We start from the raw sequence: 12,332 nt of genomic DNA, 5'->3' as shown, positions 1-12,332 counted from the left end.
GCCGGCTACAGTCCCAGGCCCAGCCCGGGTACCCGCTTCCCGAAGATGTCTTTCAAGGCATGTTTTGCTGCGTGGTACCCGGGCATTCCTGTCACACCGGGCCCGGGTGGCGTAGACGACGAACACAGATACACGCCGGGCATCGGCGTCCGCCACGGCACATTGGACACCACTGGCCGCTGTACCAGGCCTCGCAGGTCCAAAAGCCCGGCGCTGAAATCGCCCCCAACATAGTTCTCGTTATAAGCAGCCAGTTCCGCCGCCGTCGTGGTTTGTGAAGCGACCACAACGTCCCGGAAGCCCGCCGCGTACCTCTCAATCCGGGCCGTGACGGCTTCTGCCATGTCCACCGTGGAGTTGGCAGGGACGTGGCAATAGGTCCACAGGACGTGGCGGCCCTCCGGTGCCCGGGTGGGGTCCACCACAGATGGCTGGGACACCAGGACATAGGGCTCCGTGGGGTGCTTGCCCATGTCCACCAGATTCTCCGACTCCGCCATCGCACGCCGGGATCCACCCACGTGCACCGTTCCTGCCTTCGCAAGTCCGGCGTCCATCCACGGAACGGGTCCGGACAGGATGAAGTCCACTTTGCACGCTGCATTCCCGAACCGGAATGTTTCCAGGGCCCGCCGGTATCGATCGGGGACCTCCTGTCCGCCGAGCCGGGCCAGCGTCGGCGGCGCAACGTCCAGCAGTATGGCCTTCGCTGGACGGACCTGATCCAGCGAATCGACGCGTTCACCGACGTGGATGGTTCCGCCGTGCGCCGTCAGGTCGTCAGCCATGGCCGTCGCGATGGACATCGAGCCGGCAACAGGGATGGCCCAGCCCTCCGCGTGGGCCAGCACGCTGAGCAGAAGGCCGGCACCGGTTGAACTGAGGGACGGCTGCGAACCGAGTGCATGCGACATCACGCCCGTCAGCAGGGCAGGTGCAGCTTCTTCCTGGAAGCGGCGGGTCCAAAGCGGCGTCCCCTGATCCAAGGTGGCGAGCCCGAACATGACGGCCGCCAGGGGGTCCTTCGGGATGCGCAGGAGTTGGTTGGACGTAAAGTCCACCACTCCTTTGACCCGCGACAGCAGGGGTCCCAGCAGCCGCCGGTAGGCCTCACCGTCGGCGCCCAACTCCAGCACCGTCTGCTCCAGCGACTGGTACGCCAACGCCGCGCCACCCACGTCCAGGGGAGTGCCGTGCTGAACTTCGGGAATCCGCAGCTCTATTCGCTGGGAAAGTTCGAAGGCCCGGAAGAACGGTGACGCCAAGGCCATCGGATGCACGGCAGAGCAGACATCGTAGAGGTAGCCCGGTTCGATCAGCTGTTTGGTGCGGGAACCACCGCCGATTGCCTCTGCTGCCTCGTAAAGGTGGACATCCAGGCCGGCGCGGGCCATGACCACGGCGGCGGCCAGACCGTTGGGACCGGCCCCGACGACGGCGACATCACCCATTGCTGCTTACCTCCGTTCGCTGGGCTGCTGGGGTTCCGATGCTGGGACGCTGGGGTTGCCACGCCACGGTATCCGGGATCGTGAAGGATGGAAGAGGTCGATCCTCAACCAGTCCCGGGCCCCATCGAAAGGCCCTCCATGAGGGTCGTCCTCACCGTTGATGCGCAACGGGTCCTGGGCAGGATCCCGGATGTCCATCACCACGCGCACCATCAGGTATGCGGTCGCAGTCATGTGCAGGCCGACGGCAAGGACGTAGTAGGACATGTCGATGTTGTGCTGGACGGAGCCGCCACTGGTGGCTTGGCCCAAGTACATCCAGATGGCCGCCCAGTGCAGCCCTTCAGCAGCCTGCCAGATGAGGAAGTCGCGCCAGCGTGGCCGGGCCAGTGCCAGGAGCGGGATGAGCCAGATGACAAACTGCGGCGAGTAGACCTTGTTGGTGAGGATGAACGCGGCAACGATCAGGAAAACCAACTGGGCTATCCGGGGCCGCCTCGGTGCGCACAGTGCCAATGCACCAATGAGCGCACAGGCCAGGACGAAGAGGTAGAGTGCCAGGGAGTTGATGGTTGCCGCGTTCATCTGCATCCACTGGACCCGGTCTGCCACAAGGTTGTAGGCAAACCACGGTGAGCTGTACCCGGCGGGGCGTTCCTGCGTGAATTCGAAGAAGTATCGCCAGCCTGAGGGGTTCATCGCGGCGATGGGCAGGTTCACTGCAAGCCATGAGGCCAGGGCTGCCCCCGCGGTGACGAAGAACGTCCGCAGCTTGCCGGAACGCAGTGCCAGCACCAGCACAGCGCCAAGGATCAGCACGGGATACAGCTTGGTCGCCGTCCCCAACCCAATGCACACACCGGCCAGGATCAGCTTGTCCCGTGAGAAGAAGTACATCCCCAGGGCCAGCAACCCGACGGCCCACATGTCCCAGTTGATGAACCCGGCAAGGATGATCCCGGGAGCTACAGCCACCATCGCGGCGTCCCATGGTCGACGCTTGTTGATCCTGGCTGTGAGGAGCACGGTGACGATCCAGACCGCCACGATCAGTGCGGCGTTGATATCGAAGTACCCCAGGATGCGTTCGCTGCCCACCCCTTGGCCCGGCACCAACAAGGCGGTGATGCCGGCAATGATCCCCATGAGGACCGGGTACTCGAACAGGCTGCCTTGCGTGAAGAAGGGGAACACTCCGTCACCGAGGCCACGGTTCTTGAAGAGCTCCGGGAAATCGGAGTAGCACGTGGCGTAGAACTGGCCAGGCGTTTGCCACCCATTGACCCGGCAGTAGTCCTTGGCGAGGACCGCGAGCAGCGCGGCGACCACAGTAACGACGATGAGGACACGCTCAACGGTGAACGGCCCGGAGGAGACCTTGCCTGGCGACGTGTGCCTTCCCAAAGGGCCGCCTATGAGCTCCGTGAAGTTCCGAAGCAGAGAGTCGCTGCGGCTGGGAACCACAAAGCGGGCACGCTTTTGCTGCCGGTGCGGCTTCGTCTCCTGCATGGATCGAGCTTACAGTCACGCCTTGGCCTGGAGCATCACACCCGGCAGGATGCCAACCGCCAACACTCCACTTAAAAGGGGGGAGCCCACGCGTAGCCGCGTGGGCTCCTTGAGGTTCAGCATGAAAGTGTGGCACCTGAACTCCTTAGGGGCGGTTGCAGGGCATCAACGGATGAGTCCCATCTGGTGCAGGACAACGTAGACGTCTTCACGGCGCTGGTCCAACAGTTGGCCGTTGAACAGGGTGCGGTCCTTGGGAGCATCGGTGCTCTTGAAGAAGCGCATGTCTTCCGTGCGTTTTCGCATGGTTCACCTCCTTTCCGGGAAGAAAATCGGAATTTGGGCGCAACAATTAAAGCCACATGAATTCACATGAAAACAAGGACTAAAGGGGCACAAATAGCCGAGGCTAATAAGGGGATAAAAGCGGACCGAATCAGGAAAACCCGAATCGTCGTGCACAATTGCGCGTGCTTCCGGCAGTCGACCCAACAAGAAGCTGGTTCCGAACTTTGGGGAAACTGCGCACCCGCGGCATGCTGCGTGGGTCCGCGCCTACAACTGACTACTCAGAAGGCCAACCACAGAGAGTGGCCGACCATGAAACTCCGCCGGCGTCAGGGCCGGTCCGGATGGTTCAGGAGTGGGTCAGAGAGCAAAAATGGCGTCGATCATCAGCAGAGGCCGGGGTAGCAGTGACGGTCAACTTCCGTCCGCTAGTCAAAGTAATCATTTTTCCCAACCTCCTTTTCCGGCTGATAAGCAGCCTGCTGTGGCATTGTCCCGGCTGACTGAACCGGGGAATGCGCGCCTGGTTCCCGGCAGGTCGCTCTGGGAACAAGATATAAGCTACCCCATCAACAGGGGATTTGACCAGCACAATTGACTAATTTGCCAAAAGTTTTTCTGAATTCGTGTTTCAGAGGCCCCAGCGGACAATTGCCGGCGTGCGCTTATCCCAGCCGAGCGTGCAGACCTTCGCAGTTCCAAGAATGAAATGGCGTCCTTCGCGGGCGTCCATTTCCAGCCATCGCGCGGTGAGGATCCGGGAGAAATGCCCGTGTGCCACCACCAGGACATTGTCCATTCCGGATTCCAGGACGCGGCCAATGATCTTGTCGGCCCGGGCGGCGACTTCGTCCAGCGTTTCCCCGTTGGGCACACCATCGGTCCAGATGAGGTAGTCCGGGTTGTCCTTGCGGATGAGGTCGGAGCTGATGCCTTCGTAGTCACCGTAGTTCCATTCGACCGCCAGTGGCTCGTGGACGGCCTCGGGGTAACCGGCGAGTTCTGCGGTGCGTCGTGCCCGGCGCAGCGGCGAGGTCAGGACGAGGTCGAAGTCGATGCCTTCCAGGACCTTGCGGGCCTCCACTGCCTGCTGCTCACCCTCAACAGTGAGGGGAAGGTCCGTCAGGCCGGTGTACTGGCCGCTCTTGGACCATTCCGTCTCGCCGTGGCGAAGGATCCAGAGTTGCGGACGTGGGGAAGTCGCAGCGTTCATGAGGGCTCCTCAGTTTCGGTCAAAGGCTCGACGACGGCGGACTCGGGTTGCGCTTCCCACCATGCCCAGAGCTTCTGCTCGGCTTCCTCGGCGGACAACGGCCCGTGTTCCATCCGTTCCTCCAGGAGGAATTTGTAGGCCCGTCCGACCACAGGCCCGGGCTTGAGTCCCAGGAGCGCCATGATCTGCGCGCCGTCGAGATCAGGCCGGACAGCCGCCAGTGATTCCTGTTCCAAGAGCGCCGAGATGCGTTGCTCAAGGTCATCGTATGCGAAGGACAAGCGGTCGGCCTTGCGCTGGTTACGCGTGGTGACGTCGGATCGGGTGAGTCGGTGCAGGCGCTCCAGCAGGGGACCGGCGTCGGTCACGTAGCGACGGACCGCGGAATCGCTCCAGCCCGCATCGCCGTACCCATAGAAGCGCATGTGGAGTTCCACCAGGCGGGAGACCGCCTTGATGGAGTCGTTGTCGAAACGCAGTGCCTTCATTCGCTTCGCGGTCAGCTTGGACCCCACAACGTCGTGGTGTCGGAAGCTCACCGCGCCGCCCGGTTCAAAACGGCGCGTAGCCGGCTTGCCGACGTCGTGCATCAACGCGGCGAACCGCAGCACGAAGTCGGGACCGGGCACCGGGCCGTCAGGACCCGTTTCCAAGGCAGCGGCCTGCTCCAGGACCTGCAGCGAGTGCTGGTACACGTCCTTGTGGCGGTGGTGCTCGTCTGCTTCAAGGCGCAACGCGGAGACTTCGGGAAGGACAAACTCGGCGAGGCCCGTGTCCACCAGCAGGTCGATTCCTACGCGGGGGTGCGCTCCGTTAATAAGCTTGACCAGCTCTTCGCGGACGCGCTCGGCCGAGATGATCTTGATGCGGTCGGCCATCTGCGACATGGCGAGCCGGACGTCGTCGTGGACCGACACGCCGAGCTGGGAAGCGAATCGGGCCGCGCGCATCATGCGCAGGGGATCGTCCGAGAACGACGTTTCCGGCGCGCCGGGCGTGGCAAGCTCGGAGGCGTGGAGGTCCCGGACGCCACCAAAGGGATCCACGAGTTCCAGGCTCGGCAGCCTCAGCGCCATGGCGTTGATGGTGAAGTCGCGTCGCAGCAGGTCGTCCACCAGGGAGTTGCCGAACGCCACCACCGGCTTGCGCGAATCGGGGTCGTACGCCTCCGCGCGGTAGGTGGTGATCTCAATCTGGAAGCCGCTCTTCTTCATTCCGATGGTGCCGAAGGCGCGGCCGATTTCCCAGAAATTATCAGCCCACTTCTTGATGACGGCGATGGTCTGGTCCGGTGTGGCGTCGGTGGTGAAGTCGAGGTCCGGGGATGTCCTTCCCAGGAAGAGGTCGCGCACGGGGCCACCGACCAAGGACAGCTCAAAGCCGGCATCGACAAAGCGCTGCCCGAGGTCGAGCACCACCGGATCGATGGTGAAGTTAACTGAAGAGCTGTCCAATACGTGCGCCATAGTTCCTTAAGCTTGGCAGATTTTTGCGCAGCATTGGGCCACTGTTCCATGCGAAATCAGGCATGTGTCCGCGGAGCATCTCCTGCAGTCCATCTTGTGGCCATGTCCCGGTCATCACTCCGGGGCAAGAGTCGTTAGAGTGGACCTCATGGCCAACCCGATCCCGAGCGCTCCTGGCAGGAGGACAAACGCACCGTTGCCGTCGGCAATCGGCGCGCACGTCGCGCCTGCCCAGCAGCACCCGGTCCAGGCCTCGCTTCCCACAGTGGAGGAAGTGTCGGCAGGCGGCGTCGTAGTAGACACCTCCGACGGCGAACTCCGGGTTGCGATCATTGCCCGCCTTAATAGGGGTGGCCGGCTTGAGTGGTGCCTGCCCAAGGGCCACCCGGAAGGCCGCGAGAACAACGAAGAAGCAGCTGTCCGAGAGATCGCCGAGGAAACCGGCATCGAAGGCAGCATCCTGGCGCCCCTCGGCAGCATTGATTACTGGTTCACCGTGAGCGGCCACCGCGTCCATAAAACGGTGCACCACTTCCTGCTCCAGGCAACCGGCGGCGAGTTGACCATTGAGAACGACCCCGACCAGGAAGCCGTGGACGCGGCGTGGGTTCCCATCCAGGAACTTGCCCGCAAATTGTCCTTCCCGAACGAACGCCGCATCGCCGACCTGGCACGGGAAGTGCTGCCAGAACACCTCTGACCCGGGTACGTGGGACGATAAAGGCGATGTCTGAAGCGAAAACCACCCAGTCCGTCCAATCCGGCGAAGCCCGTTCCAGCGCCATCATGGCCGCAGGAACGCTCGTTTCCCGGTTCCTTGGCTTCGCCAAAACATGGATGCTCGGAGTCGCACTGGGCCTTGGTTCCACGGTCAATGACACGTTCATCAACGCGAACAACCTGCCGAACCTGATCTTCCTGTTGGTAGCCGGCGGCGTGTTCAATGCCGTCCTGGTTCCCCAGATCATCAAAGCCAGCAAGGCTCCGGACCGCGGCGCAGACTACATCAGCCGCCTGTTGACCCTGGCGGTGCTGGTCCTCCTGGCGTTGACGGCGCTGGTGACCCTCGCCGCGCCGCTGGTCATCGACCTCACCACCCAGGGCTACTCCGAACAGCAGAAGGCCCTGGCTGTTACCTTCGCGCTCTGGTGCCTGCCGCAAATCTTCTTCTACGGGCTCTACGCCCTGCTCACCCAGGTGTTGAACGCCCACGGTGCGTTCGGACCCGCCATGTGGGCGCCCATCCTCAACAACCTGGTGGCCATCGCCGGCCTGGGCATGTTCATTTGGATCCTCGGCGCCAACATCGACAACCCGCACACCCTGGACAACTGGGGCCCCACGCAGACGTTCCTCATTGCCGGTTTCTCTACCTTTGGCGTGATCGCCCAGACAGCCATCCTGCTGATCCCCGTCTTCCGCCTGCGCCTTGGTTTGCGTCCGCGCTTCGGCTGGCGCGGTGTGGGACTTGGCCAGGCTGCCAAGCTGAGCGTATGGACGTTGGCGACTGCCGCCGTCGGCCAACTGGCGTTCCTCTATGTCATGAGGATCGCGACCATCCCGGGTGCCGAGCGGCTCCGCCTGGACAACGCCGGTGACAGGATCGCAGCTTCCACGCTGCCAGGCAACGCGGTCCTGGAAGTTGCGAGCCAACTGTACCTGCTGCCGCACTCCATCATCGCGTTGTCGCTGGCCACCGTTCTCTTCAACCGCATGACGCGCGCGTCCCAGGACGGCAATAAGGCCGAGCTGCGCGACGCCCTGTCGCACGGACTGCGCACCATGGCCGTCGCTACCGTTTTCGGTGCCCTGGCCCTGTTCGCCTTGGCCGGTCCGCTGGGCATGTTCTTCTCCGGCGGAAAGCCACAGGACGGCGTCATGCTGGCCCAGACGCTCACCATCCTTGCGCTAAGCACGCCCTTCCTGAGCGCGAACTTCATGATGTCCCGGGTGTTTTACGCCAACGAGGACGCCCGCACACCCCTGTATGTGCAGTTGTGGTTGGCCATCATCTACGTGGTGGGCGCGTTCTTCATCCAGTTCCTCCCCGTGGGCCAGATCATCTACGCGATCGCCATCCTTTACACACTGGGCAATATCCTCTCCGTGGTCATCAGCGTGGTGTTCCTGCGCCGCATGCTGGGGCACCTCGACGGTCCGCGCATCGCCAATTCGTACATCCGGATGGGCTACGCAGGCCTCGGCTCTGCGCTTGCCGGCGCCGGTGCGCTGTGGCTCCTGGGCAGCTACCGTGCCGACGGTTTCGCGTGGAGCAGCCGCCCGGCCGCCTTGGTGACGGTAGTCGTCGTCGGGCCCGTCATGCTGCTCGCCTACCTGGTCCTGCTGCGCGTTTTCCACGTGACCGAACTTCGCGACCTCATGCGTCCCCTGATGGGCCGTTTGGGCCGCGGCGCACCAGAACCGATTTCCGGTGCCGTCGTGGAACCCACGACGGCGGCCCGCGCCACGGTCTCGGACGATACCGGCTTGATCCCGCGCATCTCGGGCGAGTTCGACGCTGCGTCCTACCGGGCCGGGCCGGCCCCGGAACGCGTTCCCTCCGTGCCCGCCCCTGCCTTGCCGGATGCGCCGAAAACCTACTTGCCGGAGGAACACACGCCCAGCACGGCGCGTGGCGGCAGGTTCCGCCCGCAGGTGCCCTTGCCGGGGCGGCGCACGTACCAAGGCGACGCCGGACGCAATCCCTACTTCCCGACCCACGGAAACCGTGGGAAGTGAGCCGGTGCCGCCAACATGGGCGCAGGGCATCAATCGGCTAGGCTAGAAAACGAATACAGGTAGTTGCAAAAGCGGTTGAACCGGCTCGCCGGGCCAGTCGCATGCAGGACCCGCAACTCCCGGACAGCCTAGGAGGAACACGTGTCCCACCCGATCGACGTCGGATCAGTACTTGGCGGCCGCTACAAGGTCACGGCCAATGTGTTGACCTCGCATGACCAAGATCAGGTGCTCGACGGCGTGGACCAGGTCCTCAACCGTCCCGTGAGCATCCTTGTCGCCGGACCCGGAAACGCAGAGCAGGTTGCGCAGAGTGCCCGCGAAGTCGCCACGGGGGAGCGCCCCGGCCACGTCCAGATCCTGGACCTCGGCGTCAGCGACAACACCACGTACCTCATCACCAACCACAGCACAGCGCCTGATTTGTTGGATCTGGTGGTTGCGACCAACCCGCCGTACATCGAGCCTTTCTTCACCGAGACGCTCGGCAGTGAGATCTTCGGTCAAGCACGCACCTACGAGCCCGAGACATACGACGGCCTGTATGAAGACGACGAACACGACGCCGAATACATCCAGTACGACGAAAACGGCTACCCCATTCCGTCCGAAGGCGATAACGAGCCCGAGGCCGGCTCCCAGGGTGGCAATGTGCCTCCCATGCCCGCTTCCAGCCCGTCATCGTCCAAGAGCGGCATCGCCGGCAAGCTGGCTGCCGCCGCGGGTGCCGGAGCAGCGGGCCTCGCCGCGCTGAAGAATTCGACGTCCAGGAACAACGACGCCGGTGCGGCCGCCGGTACTGCCGCTGCAGGTTCTGCTTCTGCTGCGGGTCCGGATTCTGCTTCTGGTGCGTCAGCTCAGCCACCCACCCAGGCCGTGACCTCGCAGCCGGCCCCCACCGCTCCAGCTGCACCTTCCCAGCCTCCCACCCAGGCCGTCACTTCGCAGCCGGCTCCGACACGCGAACCGGCCGAACCCAAGGTTTCCCTGTGGTCCGAGGAGGACTACGGATTTGCCGGTGGTGCTGGTGCTGGTGGCGCCGCCGCTGCTGCTGGGGGAGCCGCCGCTGCGCGGGGTACCTCGGACACCGGTTACGATCGCGCCCCCAATCGCTTCCCGGCGTCGGCTGCTGTGCAGGACGACTACGACGACGAGGAAGTCTACGAGGACGAAGCCCCGGAGAAAGAGCCGCGATCCCTTCGCTGGCTCGTGGGCGGCCTGCTCGCAGCCGTGTTGATCGTGGGGCTTGTCCTCGCTGTCACCAACCTGGGCAGTCTCCTCCCCAGCGGAACACCTGCCGCGACGCAGAGCACCTCAACGCCTCAGGCCAGCAGTACCCAGTCCGAGGAACCAACCCCCACGGAGACCGCGCCTCCGGCTACGCCGCCCGCCATTGAGGGCATCACGCGACTGGGCGACTTCCCCTTCGCAGCAACCTACGACAAGGACCTCGCAAGGGCCTTCGACGGCAATGCGGCAAGTTACTGGTCAGACATGGAGTTCGCCACGGCCGACTGGGGTGGCCTCGTCACCAACATGCCGCTGGTCATCAAGCTCAAGGAAAAGACTGAGGTCAAGTCCATCGTCCTTAATCAGTTGGGTGGATCCGGCGGCAGCATCAGCGTCTACACCAACGACCGCCCTGCCATGGACGGCGCCAAGCTGGTCGGCACCAACAGCTTCACTTCACCTGAGCTGACCGTGCCCCTGGCCGCGCCCACGCAGACCCAGTACATCATTGTGGACATCAAGGCACTCCCCAAGCTGGCCGCACCGAAGACCCGCTTCGGATTCGGCCTCCGCTTGGCAGAGGTCACTGTTCAGTAGCTCCGTTCCTTTCTTTCACGCAGTGGGGACTCCCGGTCATGGGGGTCCCCACTTCGATTTGCCGTGAGTCCAGACGGTACCCTGAATGGTGGTGGCTTTTAGGGTCCCCAACTCCAACGGAATATTTGGGGCGCAACAGGGGTTGAGTCAGGTGGCTGCCCCGAAAGCCGCAGCATCGACTAAGGAAGAGGTTCACGCCACGTGAGCATTGCAGAAAACAGCGCATCGCAGGTGCGTGACGTCATCATCGTAGGTTCAGGCCCTGCCGGCTATACAGCCGCTGTTTACACCGCCCGTGCCAACATGAAGCCTCTGCTCATTGCCGGTTCCGTCACCGCTGGTGGCGAGCTGATGAACACCACGGACGTGGAAAACTACCCGGGCTTCCCCGAGGGCATCATGGGTCCGGATCTCATGGAGAACTTCGAGAAGCAGGCCGCCCGTTTCGGCACCGAGATCCTGTTCGAGGATGTCACCGAGCTGGATCTCGATGGCGACATCAAGACCGTGACCATCGGAACGGGGGAGACCTTCCAAGCGAAGGCCATTATCCTGTCCACTGGTTCGGCATACCGCGAGCTCGGCTTGACGAACGAGAAGCGTCTCTCCGGCCACGGTGTGAGCTGGTGTGCAACCTGCGACGGTTTCTTCTTCAAGGACCAGGACATCGCCGTGATCGGCGGTGGCGACTCGGCCATGGAGGAAGCACTGTTCCTCACCAAGTTCGCGAAGTCCGTCACTGTTGTTCACCGCCGCGATACCCTCAAGGCTTCCAAGATCATGGGCGACCGCGCCCAGGCACACGAAAAGATCAACTTCGTGTGGAACACCGCCGTTGAGGACGTTCTGGGCGGGGATAAGGTCACAGGCTTGAAGCTGAAGAACCTGGTGGATGGCACCGAGTCCGAGCTCGCCGTCACCGGTGTGTTCGTGGCCATCGGCAACGACCCCCGCACGGATCTCGTCAAGGGCAAGGTCGATCTGACTCCTGAGGGAACCATCGCCGTCGAGGGCCGCAGCTCCCGGACCAACATCAAGGGTGTCTTCGCTGCTGGTGACGTCATCGATCCCACTTACCGCCAAGCCATCACGGCTTCGGGTTCCGGTTGTGTGGCTGCCCTCGATGTCGAGCACTACCTCGCAGACCTGAACTCCTAAGCTGCATCCAAGCAACCATACGAAGGGAATAGTTATGAGCAACGCAAAAGACGTAACTGACGCAAGCTTCAGCACGGATGTCCTGGCTTCCGAGAAGCCGGTCATCGTGGACTTCTGGGCAGAGTGGTGTGGCCCGTGCCGCAAGCTCGGCCCCATCCTCGACGAGATCTCCGTTGAATACAGCGAGAAGGTTGACGTCGTGAAACTCAACGTCGACGACAACCCGGCCATCGCCGCCGAATACGGCATCACGTCCATCCCGGCCGTGTACCTGTTCAGCGGGGGAGAAGTGAAGAGCACCGTCATCGGCGCCAAGCCGAAGCAGTTCTTTGAGAAGGAATTCGCGGACGTCCTGTCCTAGGTTGAATTCTTACCTCTGATTCAATCAAGCCGGCGGTCGCCGCTCCTCAGGGAGTGGTGATCGCCGGCTTTTTTGGTGTTTCCAGGACATTGAACCAAATTCGTTCACTTTCTTGGTTGCGGTTCGCATGGAAGCCTTCAGACAGTTCGATTGGCGGGATTCCGGTTCTCCCTACCTGGGGTAGGCAGAACTTGATCCCCTCTCACCGTTGACGCGCTCCAGCCCGATCCCCTCTCACCGTTGACGCGCTCCAGCCCGATCCCCTCTCACCGTTGACGCGCTCCAGCCCGATCCCCTCTCACCGTTGACGCGCTCCAGCC

10 protein-coding genes are annotated in these 12,332 nt (G+C 63.0%); 5 read left to right on the top strand and 5 right to left on the bottom strand.

All coding sequences use genetic code 11. The features are described 5' to 3' along the window. Positions 1–5: 5 nt before the first annotated feature. The 5 genes from QF015_RS18390 to QF015_RS18370 all read right to left on the bottom strand — a co-directional run bounded on the left by QF015_RS18390 (position 6) and on the right by QF015_RS18370 (position 5,927). The gene (locus QF015_RS18390; RefSeq protein ID WP_429390375.1) at positions 6–1,451 is read right to left on the bottom strand and encodes a phytoene desaturase family protein; all 1,446 of its coding nucleotides are present in this window, start codon (positions 1,449–1,451) and stop codon (positions 6–8) included. A gap of 6 nt (positions 1,452–1,457) precedes the next feature. Then, on the bottom strand, positions 1,458–2,960 hold the full coding sequence (locus tag QF015_RS18385; protein WP_429390374.1) for a glycosyltransferase family 87 protein: 1,503 nt from the start codon (positions 2,958–2,960) through the stop codon (positions 1,458–1,460). A gap of 165 nt (positions 2,961–3,125) precedes the next feature. Beyond that, positions 3,126–3,266, bottom strand: a complete 141-nt coding sequence (locus QF015_RS18380) for a hypothetical protein (protein ID WP_310208145.1) — start codon at positions 3,264–3,266, stop codon at positions 3,126–3,128. A gap of 613 nt (positions 3,267–3,879) precedes the next feature. Next, complete coding sequence (locus QF015_RS18375; RefSeq protein WP_089597061.1) at positions 3,880–4,461, bottom strand: histidine phosphatase family protein; 582 nt, start codon at positions 4,459–4,461, stop codon at positions 3,880–3,882. Continuing rightward, positions 4,458–5,927 carry a CCA tRNA nucleotidyltransferase gene (locus tag QF015_RS18370; RefSeq protein WP_429390373.1) on the bottom strand — a complete coding sequence of 490 codons (1,470 nt, stop codon included), beginning with the start codon at positions 5,925–5,927 and terminating at the stop codon, positions 4,458–4,460. The genes QF015_RS18375 and QF015_RS18370 overlap by 4 nt, the downstream gene beginning before the upstream one ends. Positions 5,928–6,123: 196 nt before the next feature. Here QF015_RS18370 and QF015_RS18365 point away from each other — a divergent pair, with 196 nt between their 5' ends. From QF015_RS18365 to trxA, 5 genes are all read left to right on the top strand, one after another. After that, positions 6,124–6,627: an NUDIX hydrolase gene (locus tag QF015_RS18365; RefSeq protein ID WP_026541026.1), complete on the top strand. Its 504-nt coding sequence runs from the start codon at positions 6,124–6,126 to the stop codon at positions 6,625–6,627. Positions 6,628–6,653: 26 nt separating this feature from the next. Next, the gene (gene murJ / locus QF015_RS18360; protein WP_429390372.1) at positions 6,654–8,666 is read left to right on the top strand and encodes a murein biosynthesis integral membrane protein MurJ; all 2,013 of its coding nucleotides are present in this window, start codon (positions 6,654–6,656) and stop codon (positions 8,664–8,666) included. Between the two features lie 141 nt (positions 8,667–8,807). After that, positions 8,808–10,493, top strand: coding sequence for an ABC transporter substrate-binding protein (locus tag QF015_RS18355; protein WP_429390371.1), 1,686 nt, complete (start codon positions 8,808–8,810; stop codon positions 10,491–10,493). A gap of 201 nt (positions 10,494–10,694) precedes the next feature. After that, positions 10,695–11,651 (top strand): thioredoxin-disulfide reductase, encoded by a 957-nt coding sequence (trxB, locus tag QF015_RS18350; protein WP_310208156.1) that lies wholly within the window; start codon positions 10,695–10,697, stop codon positions 11,649–11,651. A gap of 34 nt (positions 11,652–11,685) precedes the next feature. Then, positions 11,686–12,012, top strand: coding sequence for a thioredoxin (gene trxA, locus QF015_RS18345; protein ID WP_014923339.1), 327 nt, complete (start codon positions 11,686–11,688; stop codon positions 12,010–12,012). Positions 12,013–12,332: the final 320 nt, after the last annotated feature.

This window comes from Paenarthrobacter sp. TE4293, assembly GCF_050435325.1.
Taxonomy (GTDB): Bacteria; Actinomycetota; Actinomycetes; order Actinomycetales; family Micrococcaceae; genus Arthrobacter; species Arthrobacter nitroguajacolicus_C.
The sequence above is the reverse complement of the archived record's forward strand: the minus strand, read 5'-3'. Positions and strand labels throughout refer to the sequence as shown.

Excerpts from the sequence above, each read along its gene's own strand:
- QF015_RS18390 (WP_429390375.1), bottom strand. The coding sequence starts at position 1,451 with ATGGGTGATGTCGCCGTCGTCGGGGCCGGTCCCAACGGTCTGGCCGCC.
- QF015_RS18385 (WP_429390374.1), bottom strand. The coding sequence starts at position 2,960 with ATGCAGGAGACGAAGCCGCACCGGCAGCAAAAGCGTGCCCGCTTTGTG.
- QF015_RS18380 (WP_310208145.1), bottom strand. The coding sequence starts at position 3,266 with ATGCGAAAACGCACGGAAGACATGCGCTTCTTCAAGAGCACCGATGCT.
- QF015_RS18375 (WP_089597061.1), bottom strand. The coding sequence starts at position 4,461 with ATGAACGCTGCGACTTCCCCACGTCCGCAACTCTGGATCCTTCGCCAC.
- QF015_RS18370 (WP_429390373.1), bottom strand. The coding sequence starts at position 5,927 with ATGGCGCACGTATTGGACAGCTCTTCAGTTAACTTCACCATCGATCCG.
- murJ (WP_429390372.1), top strand. The coding sequence starts at position 6,654 with ATGTCTGAAGCGAAAACCACCCAGTCCGTCCAATCCGGCGAAGCCCGT.
- trxA (WP_014923339.1), top strand. The coding sequence starts at position 11,686 with ATGAGCAACGCAAAAGACGTAACTGACGCAAGCTTCAGCACGGATGTC.